Genomic DNA, 19,937 nt, shown 5'->3' on the forward strand with positions numbered 1-19,937 from the left:
CTCCTTTACATCACTTCAAGATGAACCGTCGTTCCCTTTCCAGACGGTTCTGCTGGTTTCACAATGATCCGTTTCGGCATGCGCGCATGCAACTCTTGAACGTGGCTAATGACCCCGATCGCCATATGTTCTCCTCGCAATCGTTCTAATGCGGTCATGACGACATCTAACAACTCTTGGTCAAGCGTGCCGAATCCTTCATCTAAAAAGAAAAATTGCAACGGATATTCCCCACGTAGCTGAATTTGTGCCGATAGCGCTAACGCTAACGATAAGGATGTTAAAAACGTTTCGCCTCCCGATAACGTTGTCACCGGACGACGTACACCACCGTTTGCATCGTCACGAATGACAAAACCTCCTTCGGAATCTAGCTCAATCGCATAACGCTGTCTCGTCAATTCGCCAAGCCGTTCCGATGCATAGCGCGTCACATGAACGAGCTGTTCTTCCGCAATAAATTCAACGAAGCTGTTTCCGCGCAACACTTTTTGCAGCTCCTCGTACTGACCGACGAGCTTTTCTAGTTGCATTCGCTCTTGTTGCAATTGTTCAAAGCGCGCATGTTTCGCTTCTAAATCGGCAACGATCGCTTCAAGTGAACCGAGTTGCCGCATATGTTCGTCCACTTGTTGCTTCATTTGTTCATACGTGTGCATCGTTTCTTCCCATTGTTGTTTCGTCATGACGACGCCACACATCGCCTCATTTAGTCGCTTCCATTCATTTTGCAACTTCATCAGTTCATCTTTATATTGTTGAATGTCATGAGCGATTTGTTGTTTCGTTCGTTCATCTAAGCAGCAGTCAAGCACATCTTCCACCGTTTTGAAAACAGTCGTTTTAAATTGTTCTGCCAACATTCGTTCCGCTTCTTGTTTTCGCTTCATTCCTTCTTGTAAAGCAACATCTGCCGCTTGTTTGTCCGCTTGCAACGTATGCAGTTGTTGTTGTAATGACATCCATCGGGCATACGCCTCTTCTTCTTCACGCTTGACACGTTGTAACGTTTCCTCTATACGAATGAGCTGTTGTTTTACGGACTCCTCATCCATTCCTTCTGGCAGCGTTTGTTTATATTGTTCATATTGTTGCTGTTGCATATTCCATTCAGTTGTCCATTCTGCTTTTTGTTTTATGACCTCTTGATACGTTTCTTTCCATCGCTCTAATTCAGCTCGTTTATCATCTAGTACCGTCACGCTTTTTTCAATGCGCTGTTGCAACTGTTGAGCTTCCCGTTCGCGCTCACGAAGGTGGCGAACGATGTCATCGACTTGTTCAAACGATACATCGGGATACGTCTCATGCCACATCTTTTTTTCTTGTTCGATGCGCGTGCGCCGTTCCGCACATTTTTCTTCTAATTCAGCGATTTGTTGACGAACGGTTTCCATTTGATATGCATATTGTTGCTCTTTTTGTTTTTGTTCGTTCCATTTCTCGATATAGCGATACATCCGGTCGCGGCATGCAATATAATCTTGTTGCAGCGCCTTTCCTTCCGTTTCGATTTCTTTTAAAGAAGAAAGCGGTGCTTCTTCCACTTCTCGTTTCACTTTTTCTGCATCGACACGTTGTGGCAAAGGGTGGCGTAACATGAGTTGTGACAGCTGTTCGACTTGCATTTTTATTTGCTGTATCGCCGCAACGAGCTGTTCCCCGATTTGAATAGAACGGTCGATCCGTTCGAGCGCTTCTTCATCGAGCGCCACTTGTTTTCTTTTTGCCCGACTCGGATGATGCGTCGAACCACAAACCGGACAAGCTTCCCCATCACGCAAGCGTTCGGCTAACGTAGCCGCTAAATCATGTAATCGTGCCGCTTCCACTTGCTTTTTTTCTTCTTTCCATTGATAGACAAGCACCATCGCTTGCTTTTCCCGCTCACAGACGCGATGATACAACCATTCTACATGGCGAAACTCTTCAGCTAGACGCGCTTCAAGTTGTTGCATTTGTTTCATTTCTCGGTCATATGTTTGTTTCATCGCTTCATATGTTTTCTGTTTTTCTTGTTTTTCCTTTTCTATTTCTTCAAGCGCTTGCCACTGCAATTGAATATGCTTCTTTTTTTCATCTGCTTGTTCCAAACGCTCTTTCACATGCACGTCGACTTTTTTCTCTTCCCATTGTTTTTTTAATTCCGCTTGTTTTGCACTCCATGTTGTATATTCTTTCGTGCATATGTCAACCTGAAGGCGCGCTTGTTGTTCTTTTTGCTCTATCTCTTGCAAACTCGCGCGTAGCTTTGCTTGTTGTTGTTCAAGCGACCGCATAAGCGCCAACGTTTGTAGCGCTTGCTTCAGCTGCTCTTGCTTTTGCAACGCTTTCGGCTCTTCTTCGTTCTTTTTCGCACGACATTGTTCATATTGTTTGCTTGCTTGTTCATACATCGTGCGCACTTGCTGTAATTGAAAAGATCGTTCACTTGCTTTTTGTTGCCAATGTGCAACCTCTTTTTCGCTTCGTTCTACTTGTTCAATATACGGAGCAAGACGTTCAGCTTCTTTGCTTCGTTCATACGTCTGCTCAAGCTGTTTCATCCGTTCTTCTTGCTTTCTCCATTCATTCAGCTGTTGTTCTACTTTTTCTTTCTCGCATTGCCATTGCCATAATTGTTTTTCTTTTTCATATCGTTCATGCATGTGACGCAACTCGTTTTTCGCTCTCTCTAGCGCCTCTTTTCTTTCTGTCAACGCTTGTTTTTGTTTTTCGACTTGTTCTTTCGAAGCGTCGCCAAGCCCAGCTTGCTCCCCTTTGATCGCCTCTAACTTCGCAGACGCTTCGGCCAATTTATTTTTTAGTTTTTTATTTAATTCGTCGCCATACCGTTCTAGATGAAACAACCGCTGCAACATTTGACGGCGCTCCGATCCTTTTAACGACAAAAATTCAGCAAACTTTCCTTGCGGCAAAACGACAGCTCTTGTAAAATCTTTCATTTCTAAACCGAGCAGTTGTTTTACTTGTTCATCAACAAGACGCGTCTTATCTGCGATGACGACGCGCTCGTTTCCTTCTTCGATGAAGCGGCTGACGACAGAACGAATGCGCAGCGCATCCGCGCGCTTAAACGAGCGCTCAACCGTATATCGCTTTACTCCTTCGGCATGTTGTAATTCAAATGTAAACGAAACGAATAGTTCATTTTCCGCATGGTTCATAATTCCGTTCGTCTGATTTGCCGCGCGTTCGACATTTCCATATAACGCGAGCGTCATCGCATCTAAAATCGACGACTTTCCGCTTCCTGTCGGACCGAAAATGCCAAACAATCCCCCTTCGCATAGCCGTTCGAAATCAATCGTTTCCTTCTGGCGAAAACTATGCAACCCTGCAATCGTTAAACGAATCGGTTTCATCGTTCATCCTCCTCAGCAACGAGCTGCAAAAATAGTTGAACGAGCTCTTCCGACGGCTTTCCTCCGCCTGTTTGCCGTTCATAAAAGCGCGTAAACAACGTTTCAATCGGGACATCGGTGCGCACTTCACGCACAACATCGTCCTTTTTTAAGTAATTCGGGCGAATATGAACAAATCCGTCATAACATTTGCGCAACCGATGTGTTTCCTCTAACGTTAACGATTGCTCGACATCAATTTCTAAATCAATCCACGCCCCGCGGTCGCGCCCTTCCTCGATCCAACGATACACTTGTGCTAACCCTTCTGTCGCTTTCCATTTCACGAGCGGACGTCCTTTCGAAAGCCAACATTCTGAAATGACAGGAGCACAGCGCGGCTGCACGTCAACGATCGTTACCGACTTGCTGTATCCTGCTTCGGAAAAACTGTAGGCGAGCGGTGAGCCGGAATAGCGCGCCGGCATGACCGCATGTTTCACATCTTGAGGACGGTGCAAATGACCGAGTGCGACATATTGTGCGCGCTGAGGGAAGCTCGTTGGCGACACCGTATACGCTCCGCCGAGCTCAATCGGGCGCTCGGAATCGCACGTTGCCCCTCCAGCAACATATAAATGGCTCATTGCAATATTGACGGCATCTTCTTGAAATGATGCATTCATTTTTGCAAAAATGGCGCGAATGCGTTCATCATATCGTGCGCGCAACAACGTTTCATCACATTCATCAGAAAGCAATTCGTTCAAGCGCGACTCTGACGGATACGGAAGGGCAGCAACAATTAATGTTTCACTAGTTTTTGGAACATACAAACGTTGCACAACATCCGTTGGAAATCCTAACAACGTAATCGCATGTTTTGCTGCAATCGGAGCGGCCGCGCTTAAACGCCCCGGATGATCGTGGTTTCCCGCAATGACAACAACGTGACGTTTTCCGTGATCGCTCAAACGTGAAAGCGATTCATAAAAAAGCTTTTCCGCATCAGCAGGTGGATTGACTGTATCAAACGCATCGCCAGCAAGCAATACGACATCGATGTTTTCTTTTTGTACAATTTCTACTATTTCATCGATCACCGCTTCTTGCTCGGGTAAACGGCTTCGCCCTTCAAGCGTTTTCCCTAAATGCCAATCAGCTGTATGCAAAATACGCAAATTAATCCCCTCCCATCGCTACAAGTAGCGCACCGTCAAAAGCGTACACGTACGTTTCTGTCACTTTCTTTTTCCAAATCGCTTCAATCGCTTCACGATATAACGCCAATTGTCCTTCGTATCGTCGCTTTAGTTGTTGTTTAGGATCGTTCATCCACGATATGCGATCTGTTTTATAGTCAATTAAAACGAGCCCTTCTTCATCTTCAAATATGCAATCAATGACTCCTTGAACGATCACCGTTTCCCCCTCCATCTCCTGCGCCAAATAAAACGGCACTTCCCGTTCAAGTCGCTTCGCCCGTTGCATTCGCCTGCCGACCGAAGTGTGAAAAAAGGCAACGATGCTTTCTATATCAACCGCTTTTGCTTGCTCTTCGGTGAGCCATTCTCCGTTTATCATGCGCGCGATTTGCTCCTGCACTGCGTGAACGGTCACTTCTTTTGTTACGTCAATATGTTGCATCACAAGATGCATAATCGTTCCTCGTTCGGCTGGCGTCATCGTTTTCGCTTGTAAAAAGCGCGGCCGTTCAACGATTTCTTTTCGAAACGGCTGTTCTGCATGTCCACCGTATATGTCTCGCTGCCGTTTTAATTCCGATACACTTTGTTTCGCCCTTAACGTCGTTGCGCTCGCATACGTATACTTCCAAGAAAGGCGGCGCTTCACTTCTTCTTCATATTCGCTTTTGATCGCCACAGGTTGCAGTTGTTGAATCGCTTCAACGATGTCACGATGCTCATTCGCTTGCTCATCTTCTTGCTCAAGTGAATGCGCTGACACAACGTGCATCTCCCATAGCGATGTATGCGGAAGCACCGTTTTCGACGGACAAATGCTTTGTGGATGACGGATGAGGGCATAACCGAGCCAATCCGCATAGCTTTTTGCTTTTTCAATGACATACGCAGGAAGTTCCCACGTGGATGTATAAGTGACTTCTTGCCATTTTTTCTTTTCCGCTTCGATATCCTTTACCGTCGATACGATATATAACTTTTCTTTTGCACGCGTCAGCGCAACGTATAAAATGCGCATTTCTTCCGCAAGCATTTGAAGTTTCATTTTTTTCTTGATCGCTAGCTGCGCGATCGTCGGATAACTTGCGCGCCACGTCGGATGAACAAAGCGCATCCCTAATCCGAAATCTTTATCTAATATGTAGTCGCCGCGCAAATCTTTCGTATTAAATCGTTTTGCGGCACCTGCTAAAAAGACGATCGGGAACTCAAGCCCTTTACTTTTATGAATCGTCATCATGCGCACCACATCTTCTTGTTCCGTGAGCGAACGGGCCGCTCCAAAATCGTCTTCGCGCTCTTTTAGCCGCTCAATAAAACGTAAAAAACGAAAAATGCCGCGAAACGATGTTTTTTCATATTGTTTTGCGCGGTCATACAACGCGCGCAAATTCGCTTGCCGCTGTTTTCCTCCCGGCATTCCGCCGACGTAGTCGTAAAAGTTTGTGTCACGATACAATTGCCAAATGAAATCAGCAAGCGGCTTTTGTCTTGCCGCTGTACGCCACTCCGATAAATACGAAAGCCAACGTTTCACTTTTGCATAAAGCTCATCCTCTTGTGACTGCTCGATAAAAGCAAGCAGCGCCTCATAAAATGCCCCGTCTTTTTTCGCCAAACGAATGCGCGCCAACTCATTTTCGTCCAATCCAACAATGGGTGAGCGAAGCACCGCTGCCAGCGGAATGTCTTGATACGGATTATCAATCACTTTCAAAAGCGATAACATGATAGACACTTCGGTCGCTGAAAAGTAACCTGTCGACAACTCGGCATAGACAGGAACGTTTTGCTTCCGAAATTCTTCTAACATCGCTGAAGCAGCCGACATCGAGCGACATAAAATGACGATGTCGCGATACATCAGACGCCGTTCTCCTTTTAAGCGACGGTCGTAAACGAAAAATGGCTCGGCAAGCAGTTGTTTGATTTTTTTCGCGATCCACCGCGCTTCAAGCTGAACGGCCGTCACATCTTCTTGTTCCTCTTCATCGATTTCTTCTTTTGCTTCATTAATCCACACACATTCGACCGGCACTTGTTTTTCCGGATAATCACGCGCGCCAAAGCGAAGCGCCGCATCATCGTCATAGCGCATGTCCCCGACCGTTTCCGTCATGAGTTGCCGGAAAATAAAGTTCGTTCCGTCTAATATTTCTTCTCGGCTGCGAAAGTTTTTCGCTAAATCAATGCGCAATCCACCCTCGCCGTCTTTCGTAAACCGCTCATATTTTTGTAAAAAAAGCGACGGTTCCGCAAGACGAAAGCCGTAAATCGATTGCTTTACATCGCCGACCATAAACAAATTGCCTGTCGCTTCATCGTCGTTACATACGAGCCGTAAAATAGACTCTTGCACCATATTTGTATCTTGGTATTCGTCGACGAGCACTTCAACAAATTGCGCTCGATAATAAAGAGCCGCTTCCGACGGCTTGAACTCATGTTCCGCAGAACGATCGCGTAAAATGTGTAAACAGTAATGTTCTAAGTCTGAAAAGTCAACGATCCCTTTTTCGTCTTTTTTCGTTTGCAATTGCTCGGCAAACCGGCGCACCATTTGTATGATCGTGGCAACCATCGGCTTCATCTCGCGCAAATGGCGCACGTATGTCGCCGGTTGAAACGAAAACAATTCTTCTGTTACGCTGCTTATTTCTTTTTTCACTTGCTCGCGCAGCTTTTTTACCTCATCAATTAATTGCTCGCCATATGCTCCATCTTTCGGCTTTCTTTTTGCCGTCGCAAACGATACGTTTTTGATCGTTTCATGTAGCTTTTGCCACGATTCAGCACGCGCCTCTTTCAGCTTCGCAATCACTTGTTGGTCGCTAACGAGCGTCTCATACAAATAATCCGGTCCACCTGGCTCTTTCGTTTTTTGCAACGCTTGCGCCAAACGTTGTTCCGCCGCCTCAAGCGCCAAATCAACCGCTTGAAAAAGGTAATGGGCATACGGTAAATCGTCGACGCGCACCCCTTCTTCGACATCGTACATATGAACGATTTGTTGTAACCATTCGTTCGGGTTTGGATGGGAACGAGAAAATTCATATAGCTGTAGAATAAGCGTTTGTAAATCCGCATCTGTCCGATCGCTCGTATATTTGTCAACAACAGCTAAAAATGCTTCATCGTTTTCCGCATAATATTGTTCAAATAACGTTTCTAACACTTCTTCTTTTAACAGCGCCATTTCCCCTTCATCCGCGATGCGAAACACCGGATCAATGCCGATCATGTAATAATATTTGCGAATGACATCTAAACAAAACGAGTGAATCGTGGAAATGGACGCTTTTTGCAAAAGACTGAGCTGCCTGCGTAAATGAAGCGAGTGCGGTTCATTTTCAAGCGCTCTCTCTAACGCTTCTCCGATACGTTGGCGCATTTCTGCCGCCGCAGCGTTCGTAAACGTCACGACAAGCAACCGATCGACATCGATCGGCCGCTCTTTATGCAATATTTTTTGAATGATGCGCTCGACAAGCACCGCTGTTTTTCCTGATCCTGCGGCGGCGGCAACGAGCGTATGTTGACCTGTGGCATAAATCGCTTTCCATTGTTCATCTGTCCATTGGCTTTCTCGCGGTTTTGGCGGAATCACACGATCACCCCTTTAACCATTCATCTATATTTTTCGGTGTGAACACGCGATATTGTTCCGCATCGACCCCTTCGTCAAATTGGCACACATCGCGAAACTCACAATATTGACAAGCGGTTTTATTTTTTTGTTTGTACGGTGCAATATGCGTCACACCGTCAACCATTTGTTCACCTACATCGACGATCAGACGGCGGACATGTTGCCGCAACATCGTAAATTGTTGCTCAGTTAACACTTTCGAATGTTGCGCAAACGTTCCATTTTTATTTAATCGAACAGGAATAACGAGAGAACTCGTCCCCGGCTCTACTTGTTCATCCATCAGCCGCACCGTTTGTTTGTCGGCTAACACGTAGCCACCCATTTTAAACTGTTCTAAAAACTTTTTCTCTAGCTCGTGCTCTTCAAGCCATTCATTCAGTTTCATCGTCGGGTTATGAATCGGAAAGTACAACACCCCTGCTGGAAACGCCGATGTGCCAACGAGCTTTTCCGCATACTCAAGCACGACATCTAAATACGCTAACATTTGTAACGCTAAACCGTAATATACTTCCGTTAAATCAAGCGTCTTTTGTTTCGATTTATAATCAATAATGCGAAGAAGTACACCTTGTTCGCTCGTTGCTTGATCGACGCGGTCAATGCGCCCGACAAACTGCAACACCGTCCCGTCCGATAATGTAAACGAAAGCGGCGGGAGCAACTCCCCTTCACCAAACCCTAATTCAACGCCAATCGGTACAAATCCGCTTCTTTTCGCATGTTCGCTTAATACGGTGGTGGCTTTCGTCATAATCGTCTGTAACTTTTTCTTCATATATCGATAACGGTGCGTGCTTAACAACACTTCTTGTTGAATGTACGGAGCAATTTGCTCCACCGCCTCATATGACAACTGTTCACATTGTTGCTTTGATAATTCACTCCATGGAAGCCGTTCTTCTCGCAGGCGATTCGCAATCACTTTTAACGCTTCGTGAAACAACTGTCCCATATCTGGCGCCTTTAATTGAAAGACCGTTCGTTCCTTTAACTTTAAACCGTGCGCGGCAAAATGAGCGAACGGACAACGGTTAAATGTCTCCATACGTGAAATGCTTGCCTTCACTTTTTTCCCATATAGCTCTTTCGCCAACTGCTTACGTAACTGTTTCGCGCGGTTTTCATAAAATAACGCACGCACAACGACCGCGATTCGTTCTTTCCATTGTTCATGTTGCACATAGGTGTTGTATACATCCCACCACATCGGAGCGATGGCGTATTGTCGCTTCCATGCTTCAAGTTGCTGCACTAACGGACCGAGTGTGGCAATATCGTTTGTCATATATGACAATTGTTCATGAAGCGGAAGGAAAAACGGATCGGCTCCCCATTGCATTTTTTTCACATGCGGAAACATATCTGTTAACCGCTTCATAAACATCGATGGCAACAACGTTTTTTCTTGCTCGTCCGCTAACGCATACGTAACATATAAACGTTCAGACGGGCTAACGAGCGCCAAATAAAGCAAAAACGGCTCATCAAGCAAGCGATCGCGGCTTGCTGGGGCAACGCGTACAGAATAATGATGCAACAATTCCCGATCCACTTCCGACAACATCCCATCATCGTTTTTGCGCATCGGAATAATGCCTTCATTGACTCCGGCAAGAAACGTACAGCGAATGTTGGAAAGGCGGGAACGATCAAAATGAGCAATTAACACTTGATCGGTTGCCGGTGGCACGAGAGAAAACTGCAAACTTTCTAATCCCGTTTCAATAATGGTGAAAAACGTTTCGAGCGAAAGGGATTCATCGCCTAATATTTCAACATATTCATCAAGCAAATGAATAAATGCTTGCCATACTTGCTCATGATGACGCATAGCAGTCAAGTCGCCTCTCTCTTCCGCTTCATCGCGCCATCGTTGTAGCTTTTGTGGAATGTGAAGTTGTTCCGCGTATGCATATAGCGCTTCGCATCGTTCACGCCCTGTCTTTGCTTGTTTTAATCGCTTTTGTAAAAACAACAACGGGGAAATGACAAGCTTGCGCCATTCATTTAATTGTTGCTCATACCGTTTTTCTTCATCTGTTTGTGGCGCATGGATCCCTTCGAGCCCTTTATACTTGCGGTACGTCCAATGTTCTGTCCATTTGTCTCCTTGTATGCCCGAAGCGAGCACGTAGTTTTCAAGTTGATCGATCGCCATGCGCATCTGATGTATCGGCTCGTCAAGCGAAAAAAACAAGTCGGTTTTCACAGCACGAAATACCGCTTCGTAGCGAAAGTTCGTCCGTACCGCTTCGATGCTTGCGCGCAAACATTCAACGAACGGATGATCAAGCATCGGTTCTTTTTCATCAATAAAATACGGAATGCGATAATCTGCAAATACCGTTTTTAACACATCACGATAGTCTGAAACGTTGCGAATGAGCAAAGCGATGTCACGATAGCGATATCCTTCATCTCGCACAAGCCGAATGATTTCACGAGCAATGCCTTCCATTTCTGCTCGGCGCGTGGTCGCTTCTCCAATGACAATTGCTTCCGTTTGTTTTGGCCATACACATACAGGACGATCATCGTAATGTGCTTCAAGATGACGAAGTTCTTCATGTTTGTGGCGGACGTTTTCATGAAGTTGTTCTACTTTTTCAATCGCCACTCCATTTTGTAGCGCCATTTCGCGCAGTTGGGCATACGTTCGCCACGTGCTACGAAATACGTGCAAATCGTTTGGTAGTTGTTCATACGGAGCGTCTAACGTAAGCGCAACAGTCACATGTGGGCAATGAATAAACAACTGTTCAATCACCATATATTCTTGCGGCGTAAATTCATAAAATCCATCCATATAAATGCGTGCACGTTTCATATAGGAAGAATGGCGAATTTTTTCCGCAAGCAAACGCAAATAATCTTCTGAATCGACATAATGATGAGCCATCTGTTGTTCAAATTGCTCAAAAATCATCGCTGTATCTTTTAATTTATCAGCAAGCACCATTTCGTTTGCGGTCGCATGACGGCGCAGCTCTTCTTCCGTTTGTTTTAATGCGGCTGGCGTCACACAATATCGTTTATATTCCGTCAACATTTGTTCAAGTTGTTCAATAAAGCCGCGTTTGTCGGCTGCTTTTCGAAACAGCTTTAACTGTTCTTTTTGTTGTTCAACAATTTTCCTTAGCAACATATGTACGCCTGTTTGCGTTAAATGATGGCGGCTCATGCCGCCTGTCTCTTGCAAGACGCGCCAAGCGAGGCGCGTGAAACTAAACACTTGTGCGCGAATCATTCCTTTCATGTTTGCGTTCATGAGAGCATATTCCGATTGAAACGTCATTTGTTCAGGAACAAGGTATATAATCGGATCGCCATCGGGTTCATGCACAAGTTGTTCGATGATTTCCGTTAAACACATCGTCGTTTTTCCGCTTCCCGACCGCCCGATGATAAAGCGTACAGACATATCATTCATCCTTTCTTATTTTCCATCGTGCAATGCGAAACGTCGCTCGATTTTTTTTCCGACGTACCAAAGAAGAAAAATAGCGGCCGCGACAAATACAGTGCGCATCGGTTGACGAATTAAAGCGACAACGTCATAGCCGATAAAACTAATCGTAAACACCATCACCATTTTTCCGAGCAACACAGCAAGCATATATTGCTGCATCGCAATGCCTGATAATCCTGCCACGACATTTACTGCCGCAGATGGTGTAAACGGAAAACAAAGTAATAAAAAGAGCGGGCCAAAGCCGCGACGCTCAATCCAATGCATCATGCGGCGAATGGTCGGATGGCGATGTAAAAAGGAGAAAAATCGTTGTCTTCCAACTTTTCGAACGAGAAAAAAGACGAGCAGTGAGCCTGCGCTCGTTCCAATCCATGAGATGAAAAATCCTTTCCAAAGACCGAATGCCGCTGCGTTTGCCATGACAAAAACGAAAAGCGGCAAAAACGGTAAAAACGCCTCTGCCATCGGCAAGATGATGCCCGGAATAACGCCAAATGAACGATATTCCGCTAACATGTGAAGCATATGTTTGATCGTAAACCATTGTTTTAATTCCTCTAAACTCATACAGTAACCCCTTTGCTACGTGCTCATGTTTATATTGTACAAGTTTAGAGGAAAAGAGAAAACTATTACGACCATTCCCTTTCCCGCAAATATAACAAATACATCATTTTTCGTTCGCGCGCTTCAATTCGTTCGCTCATCTTTGTCCGCAACTGAGCTGTGCGATGCAATTGGTTCACAAATGAATGATGGGAAATACATATCCCTACGCTCGTCCCATTTGAAAAAGTAATACGCGTTTTTCCACCTTGAACATGCTCATGATGACGAATATGTAAATGCGATAGCCATATACATTGAGGATTCGTTGGGGAGATCGTTGGAAAAAAGAAAATTTCGTTCGTTGGTTCGACTGCAATGGGTGCTTTATGCGAAGTGCCAATAATATGTTTTGATCCATCTTTCCTTCCTCTTAAACTAGCGCCGTAATACAAACAACTTTGTTCAATAATGTCCATCGGACTTTGTTTCACAACTACTTCTCCATCTTCCTCTAACGCTTTCGTCCACAAATGTTTGTCATAAAAAAACGGAAAAAGCCCCATCGTATAGCGCGTTAAATGTAGATGCTCGACGATAAGCATATTGCTCCCTCCCTTATATACACATTTCGACAATATTATACCATAAATAGACGAAAAAATCCCCTCGTTTTTTCGAGGGGATGTCATTTTATGCTTTTGTAAATTGTTCTTCTTCTGTTGAGCCTTTTAAGGCGACAGTTGATGCTTGACCGCCTGTAATGACAAGCGATACTTCATCAAAGTATCCTGTTCCGACTTCACGTTGATGGCGTGTTGCTGTGTAACCGTATTTTTCTGCCTCAAACTCTGCTTGTTGTAGCTCTGAGTAAGCAGCCATGCCGCGATCGCGATAGCCGTGTGCTAACATAAACATGCTGTAGTTGAGGGCATGGAAGCCAGCCAATGTAACGAACTGGAACTTGTAGCCCATTTTTCCGAGCTCCACTTGGAAATTCGCAATCGTTTCGTCATCCAACTTTTTCTTCCAGTTGAATGAAGGTGAGCAGTTGTACGCAAGCAATTTACCTGGGAATTTTTCATGAATCGCTTCCGCAAAACGACGCGCCTCTTCTAAGTTCGGTTCGCTCGTCTCGCACCAAATTAAATCAGCATACGGTGCATACGCCAATCCGCGCGCAATTGCTTGATCTAATCCAGCACGCGTACGGAAAAACCCTTCTGGTGTCCGCTCGCCTGTAATAAACTCTTGGTCGCGCGGATCGATGTCGCTTGTAATTAAATCCGCTGCGTTTGCATCTGTGCGCGCAATTAATACTGTCGGCACTCCCATCACATCTGCCGCAAGTCGCGCCGCAATTAAGTTGCGAATCGCTGTTTGCGTCGGAAGCAACACTTTTCCACCTAAATGGCCGCATTTTTTCTCAGAAGACAATTGGTCTTCAAAGTGTACGCCCGCTGCTCCTGCTTCAATCATCGCTTTCATTAATTCAAATACGTTCAACTGGCCGCCAAACCCAGCTTCCGCATCGGCTACGATCGGCAAGAAATAATCAACATCTTCTTTTCCTTCAACATATTGAATTTGATCGGCGCGTTGAAGCGCTTGGTTAATGCGTTTCACAACGTGCGGTACGCTATTTGCCGGATATAAGCTTTGGTCTGGATACATATGCCCAGCTAAGTTTGCATCCGCCGCAACTTGCCATCCGCTTAAATAAATCGCTTTTAAGCCTGCTTTCGCTTGTTGTACCGCTTGGTTTCCTGTTAATGCTCCGAGCGCATGAACGTAATCTTCTGTATTTAATAAATGCCAAAGCTTCTCTGCCCCACGACGCGCAAGCGTATATTCAATATCGAGCGAACCGCGCAATTTAATGACATCTGCTGCGCTATACGGGCGCGTAATCCCTTTCCACCGTTCATCTAATTGCCAACTTTCTTCTAATTGTTTCACACGTTCTTCGAATGTTGCCATTTCCTTCTCCCCCTTAATTTTTTATCGTAACCCCTCTGTTTCCGTACAAAAGACCCCCAAATGATTGTAATGCTCTTTTCTCTATGTACGAGCTATGATTTGTTTCACCCCTTTTGTTATAATACACATTTTCCTTTTGACATCTTTATTATATAACACAATTTTCAGAAAAGAAAGTATTTTTATGAATTTTTTTCAAAAAAATATGTTTACTGCTGTTCTAAAAAAATAATTCGTTCTAAAATCGTTGGATGACCGTAACGAAATAGTTTGACGAGATACGGTGGATGTACTTGACTTAAACTCGAACGCGTCAATTGTTGAAACGTCGAGATGGCCGCCTCTTTATTTTTCGTTAACTCAATCGCATATTTGTCTGCCGCATGTTCTTCATAGCGGGAAATTGCATTCATCGCAGGACTTGCTGCAAAACTTAATAGCGAAATGAGAAGTAAAAAAACAGGTAAGGAAGAAAGGTCGTTCCATTTTTTTATTCGGAAAAGTGTGCCAAAACGCCCAACTATCCGCTTCATCCATCGATTTGTCAACAACAGTCCGATCCATGTCACCACAATATATAAACCAATCCCCCAATACATATGCTTCATCACATAATGCGCCATCTCATGAGCCATAATAAATAAAATTTCATCTTCGCTTAACCGCTCCAATGTCGTATCCCATAACACAATGCGTGAGTTGCTGCCGATGCCTGTGACGTACGCGTTAAGCGCGTTCGTTTTTTCCGACATATTTACTTCAAATACGTGTTCAGCAGGGATGTTAGCTTTTTCTGCTAACGCTAAAATTTTTGCTTCTAACTGTTTGTTTTTTAAAGGATAAAAATCGTTATAAAGTGGATCGATAAAAACAGGTTGAATAAACGTTAAAAAAAGCGTAAACGGAATAGAACAAAGCCATGCGTACACCCACCATCGTTTTTCAAATTTTTTCATAAGCCCATATAACACATAAACGATCACGACCATGATGGCGTAATTTACCCAAAAATCAATGAGTTCATCGCGCATCCAGCTTGAAAACGTTTGTGTAGAAATGTGATACATTTTCGCAACGGAATAGCTTATATAGCTAAGCGGAAACGTCACAACTTGTACAAGAAGCGATAGCCAAAATACGTAAATGGCTGTTTGCATCCATTTCCGTTTCACCGTCGCTTCCGCCCATTGCTGAAATCGTGCCGACAAGCCGAACAGTAGCACAAATATATAAATGACCCATTCATACGGAATAGATAAAAAGAATAAAAAGTTTTTCACTTCGGAAAACTGTTCAGTCAACATGAGTTCTTTTTTCGTTAAAAACGTCGCCGGATCTGCACTCGTTCCTTTATATTGCGCTGGAATGGAAGAGTCTGTCCATTGAAATAAGTAAAATGCGAAAAACAGCGCATATATCCCATACAAAAACAACGTCCAAAAAGCAATTTTTCTCATGATCTTTCCCCCTTGTCCATCGTTACTATTAGTTTAGTTTTTCATTCTCCATTTAGAACAACGAAAAAATTCAAATAATTGTCACGTCCCATTCTCCTCATTGACACGTTGATTATGTATGATGAAAGTGGGAGGGATCACATTGAAAAAACTATACATTAGCTTTTTTAGCTTACTTGCCATTTGTATCGGCATTGGGATGTTTTATTTTTCTTTTTACCGACAAGATAAAATGGAGTTTCCAAAAGACGTGACGATGGAAACCGCATGGGGAAAACCGTATTCATTTCGTAACATGGAACCGAAAGTGCGCCTATTAGAGTTCGTGTACACAAACTGTCCCGACATTTGTCCAAGTACGTCATTTCAAATGAAACAGCTAAAAGAACGGTTGGAAAAAGACGGCCTATTTAAAAACAAAGTCGAATTTATTACGATTACCATTGACCCAACACGCGACACACAACAAGTGATGCAAACGTATGCGAACATGTTCGGAGTGGAAAGCGATGACGAAGGATGGATTTTTTTACGAGGAAGTGAAGAAGATACGAAAAAAGTAGCAGATGCCTTCGACTTCTTATATCGCGATCCTGGAAACGGCATGCTGATCCATACGACGCTCACATACTTTTTAGACGAAAACAACCGCGTCATCGAAACATTCGGCATGGGTGAAAAAGGTTTCGATAAAGAGAAAGTATATAAAGAAATTGTAAAAGAGGCCAAATAGTCTCTTTTTCCCTTGTCAGACCACTCCATTTCTTTTATGATGGTATGGCAGGACTATCGAACTATACAAGGAGGTCAGAAAGATGAAAAGGTGGAAAGATCGCAGTTTAATTTTCCGAACAGCTTTTTTATTATCCGCAACTGTTTCTATCATTGCATTCGCTGCGATTTCTATTTTATTGAATCAATTTTTAGAAGAAGAAAAACAATTAACGAAAAAATATGCTGTTTCAGAGACGAAAAGTTATGCAAATGACATTGAGTCACTTTTCTCTAATGCAGAAACGATTACACGTACGTTTGGGCAATATATGTTATTTGCTAAAGAAAACCGTTTAACACGCGAACAAGTGTTGGAACATATGCATAAGCTCCTTTCAGATAATGATCAACTGTTAGGAATTTACACGCTATGGGAACCAAATCAATTTGACAGAAAAGACGTAGACTACGCAAATACAGAAGGTCATGATCCAACAGGACGTTTCGTTCCTTATGTTGTTCGGAGCAACGGAACAATTATAGTTGAAGCAAGCCGCGACTATGATAAAGAGGGGGCTGGGGACTATTACTTGATCCCGAAAAATACAAAAGAGCCTCTTTTGCTTGAACCATACAATTATGAAATCAATGGAGAAAACGTATTGCTCACTTCCCTCATTTTACCGCTTCTCGATCCAAAAACAAACGAATTTTTAGGAATTATCGGAGTTGATTTTGAAGTATCCTTTTTACAAGAACTCGTCAGCAAACAAAAGCCTTTAGGTGGGTATTTGAATTTTATTGATCATAACGGAAAAATTATTGCGAGTGGTCTAGGAGAAAAGGCGATTGGTAAAGTTATTACATTAGATGATAAAAAGACGGTTTTACAACGTATAAAAAACAAAGAACATTTTTCCGATGAAATTTATTCTAAACTCATTCAAAGCGATGTGTTGCGAGCTTTTGCTCCAATTGAACTCTCGCAGTTCAATAAAACGTGGGCACTTGTGTTATCTGTTCCTTCTGATACAGTGTTTAAACATGTGAAAACATTAGCAATAGAAGGAGTAATAGGAATTTTGTTTATTGTTTTGTTGCTCTCATCGTTTATTACATTTACTTTACGTCGTATTTTACAGCCAGTTCGTCAAGTTGCCTATACAGCTGAACAAATCGCTCAAGGTCAGTTGAACGTCCAAATTGAAGCATTACCTTACCATGATGAAATTGGTACGTTGACAAACGCGATGAAAACAATGACTGAAAAACTTCGTGAACAAATCGGAACATTGACTGATGAAAGCAAGCTGCTCACAGACGAAGCAGAGCGCATCGCAACAAGCGCAGAACAAAATAGTGAAGCAAGTGCATACGTACATGAAGTGATGAGCGAAATAACGGAACGCACCACTTCACAAACAGAAGCGTTGCTAGAAAGCATGAAAGCGATGGAGGAAATGGCTATTGGCGTTCAAAAACTCGCAGAGTCGACGTCTGAAGTAGCGGATTCCGCAAAAGAAATGTCAGATGAAGCAAAACGAGGAAAAGAGCACCTTGAACAAACAGTGAAACAAATGAATCAAATCGAACAGTCGTTTTCTCTTATTTCTAAACAAGTCAGCGATCTGACATCTTACTCCGAACAAATCGGACATATCGTGGCAACAATTAGCACAATTTCATCGCAAACGAATTTGCTTGCTTTAAATGCTGCCATCGAAGCTGCCCGTGCGGGAGAATCAGGAAGAGGATTCGCCGTTGTTGCAGAAGAAGTACGGAAGCTAGCTGAACAAGCGGACGATGCGGCAAAACAAGTGAGCGATCTGATTGGACGCGTTCAACACCAAGTAAAAGAAGTAGAAGAAGTAACAAAACAAGGAGCGGACGATATTAAACAAGGAAGCATTGTGATTACGGACACGGCTCAAACATTTGAACGAATCGTCCAAAAAACAAATATCGTATCGGAAGAAATTCAAGAAATATCTGCTGCAACTGAACAAATGTCAGCAGGCGTTGAACAAGTAACAGCATCAATTGAAAATATTGTTGAAAACGCTAAAGATGTGCAACATGACATTCAGCAAGCAACAAATTCAGTAGATGAACAAACAAGCATTTCAAAACAACTAGATGAATCTTCAAAACAGCTAGCTAGCATTTCATCTAAATTACAACAACTTATTCAACAATTTAATTTGTAGATCAGCACGTCGCTGATCTACTTTTTTTTCTCTTCAAGCACCTTTAAAATATAGGAAACGATGAAATAAATATGTACTCGTTTCGCTTCATCCAATTGACGTAGAGCCTCGATAATTTCCTCCTCTATTCTATTTTTATGTTGATGTCTGTTTTTGCGCTCATTCGCTACTAGCCAATCTATCGAAACATCTAATACTCTACTAATTGGGATAAGTAAATCTACTCTTGGCGTTACCGTTCCATTCACTATTTTATTAATCGTGCTTTTCGACTGTCCTGTTTGTTCGGCTAAATCTTTTTGTTTTAAATTCAATTGCTTAAGTCGTTGTTTAATTCTTTTACTAATTACTACTTTTACATCATCCACATTTACCATTCCCTTCATTTTTTGTTTCTTTTTTTGGATTTTTTATTGAAAAATTCCTAAAAAGAAACTATAATATGACATGAATAAACCTTTATTCATCTTTTGTTATCATAACAGGGCGGTGGATTCATGGACGTTTATGCTCATGCAAAACGGACCATTATAATCGGAGTAGTGTGTTGTTACACATTTATCGCATGCGTGCTGGCATACATAAATAATTCTAAATTTTTTCACATCACAAGTGCATGGTTTATTACGGTGCTTCTCTTTCTCGCATTTTTTTTAAAAAAAGAACAAAAACTGCAGTCCCTAAAAAATAAAAAAAATGATGGTCATATTTATCAATATGTTTACTCTTTAAAACGATTCTCGACAAAAGTCATGTATCTTGTTTTTTTCTGTTTTACGTTTTTTTTCGTTCTACTATTTTTCATTTCACTACCTAGCATGCATTTACTTTTATCTGCCTGTTTATACGGCATGTTTCACAGCATTCTTTTTTATGTCGTCAATCGTTCATTACTAAAGGTAATTCAATACGATGTAGATTATTTTTTTCGTCTAGGATACCGAAGTGCTATCATAGCGTCGGATTTTCCTCATACATCAACTTTCAAAACGTTCATCCATTATGGCGTGAGTGGCATTTCTTTATCAATTATGTATGTATTGACGATTCATTGTATGTTTATTCAAAACAATCTGAACGAGCATGTTTCTTTTTTCATCATATCAATCGCCTTTTTGCCTACTTTCGTGATATTTTATTTAGCAGTAAGTTACGCCGTATCCAAACATATAGAAATGACAATCTACACCTTAAGAGAACGAGCAGCGCGTGAAGAAATTCCAAATGTGTCTGTAGATGAGCAAATTCGCTAACATAAATTTACAACCAAACAAAAAAGGAGACATGAACCCGATTCCTTGGTTAAAATAGATGTGCCACAACTATCCACAAGGAGGTTCATGTCTCATGAATAGAT

11 protein-coding genes are annotated in these 19,937 nt (G+C 42.8%); 2 read left to right on the forward strand and 9 right to left on the reverse strand.

Annotated features, from left to right (window positions below; genetic code table 11):
- Nucleotides 1-5: 5 nt before the first annotated feature.
- The 8 genes from K1I43_RS03125 to K1I43_RS03160 all read right to left on the reverse strand — a co-directional run bounded on the left by K1I43_RS03125 (nucleotide 6) and on the right by K1I43_RS03160 (nucleotide 15,659).
- Entirely contained in the window at nucleotides 6-3,365 is a 3,360-nt protein-coding gene (locus K1I43_RS03125) for an SbcC/MukB-like Walker B domain-containing protein (RefSeq protein ID WP_019417019.1), read from the reverse strand.
- Nucleotides 3,362-4,525, reverse strand: coding sequence for an exonuclease SbcCD subunit D (locus K1I43_RS03130; protein WP_019417020.1), 1,164 nt, complete (start codon nucleotides 4,523-4,525; stop codon nucleotides 3,362-3,364). Before K1I43_RS03130 ends, K1I43_RS03125 begins: the two co-directional genes overlap by 4 nt.
- Nucleotide 4,526: 1 nt before the next feature.
- On the reverse strand, nucleotides 4,527-8,156 hold the full coding sequence (gene addA, locus K1I43_RS03135; protein ID WP_136260257.1) for a helicase-exonuclease AddAB subunit AddA: 3,630 nt from the start codon (nucleotides 8,154-8,156) through the stop codon (nucleotides 4,527-4,529).
- Between the two features lie 4 nt (nucleotides 8,157-8,160).
- Nucleotides 8,161-11,625: a helicase-exonuclease AddAB subunit AddB gene (gene addB / locus K1I43_RS03140; RefSeq protein WP_136260256.1), complete on the reverse strand. Its 3,465-nt coding sequence runs from the start codon at nucleotides 11,623-11,625 to the stop codon at nucleotides 8,161-8,163.
- A gap of 15 nt (nucleotides 11,626-11,640) precedes the next feature.
- The gene (locus K1I43_RS03145) at nucleotides 11,641-12,243 is read right to left on the reverse strand and encodes a TVP38/TMEM64 family protein (RefSeq protein WP_220382612.1); all 603 of its coding nucleotides are present in this window, start codon (nucleotides 12,241-12,243) and stop codon (nucleotides 11,641-11,643) included.
- Nucleotides 12,244-12,308: 65 nt separating this feature from the next.
- Nucleotides 12,309-12,827: a competence protein ComK gene (locus K1I43_RS03150; protein WP_220382613.1), complete on the reverse strand. Its 519-nt coding sequence runs from the start codon at nucleotides 12,825-12,827 to the stop codon at nucleotides 12,309-12,311.
- Nucleotides 12,828-12,915: 88 nt separating this feature from the next.
- Nucleotides 12,916-14,202, reverse strand: coding sequence for an isocitrate lyase (gene aceA, locus K1I43_RS03155; RefSeq protein WP_019417023.1), 1,287 nt, complete (start codon nucleotides 14,200-14,202; stop codon nucleotides 12,916-12,918).
- Between the two features lie 209 nt (nucleotides 14,203-14,411).
- A complete protein-coding gene (locus K1I43_RS03160) occupies nucleotides 14,412-15,659 on the reverse strand; it encodes a M48 family metallopeptidase (protein WP_035064797.1) in 1,248 nt (415 codons plus the stop codon).
- A 142-nt stretch (nucleotides 15,660-15,801) separates the two neighbouring features.
- Between K1I43_RS03160 and K1I43_RS03165 the strand changes: the two genes are divergently transcribed.
- Both K1I43_RS03165 and K1I43_RS03170 read left to right on the forward strand, forming a co-directional pair.
- Entirely contained in the window at nucleotides 15,802-16,392 is a 591-nt protein-coding gene (locus tag K1I43_RS03165; RefSeq protein WP_019417025.1) for an SCO family protein, read from the forward strand.
- 82 nt (nucleotides 16,393-16,474) lie between these two features.
- Complete coding sequence (locus tag K1I43_RS03170; RefSeq protein WP_019417026.1) at nucleotides 16,475-18,580, forward strand: methyl-accepting chemotaxis protein; 2,106 nt, start codon at nucleotides 16,475-16,477, stop codon at nucleotides 18,578-18,580.
- Nucleotides 18,581-18,597: 17 nt separating this feature from the next.
- Here the strand turns inward: K1I43_RS03170 and K1I43_RS03175 are convergent, their stop codons facing one another.
- Entirely contained in the window at nucleotides 18,598-18,957 is a 360-nt protein-coding gene (locus K1I43_RS03175) for a helix-turn-helix domain-containing protein (RefSeq protein WP_238148435.1), read from the reverse strand.
- Nucleotides 18,958-19,937 lie beyond the last annotated feature (980 nt).

The organism is Anoxybacillus sp. ST70, assembly GCF_019553625.1.
Classification (GTDB): Bacteria; Bacillota; Bacilli; order Bacillales; family Anoxybacillaceae; genus Anoxybacillus; species Anoxybacillus gonensis.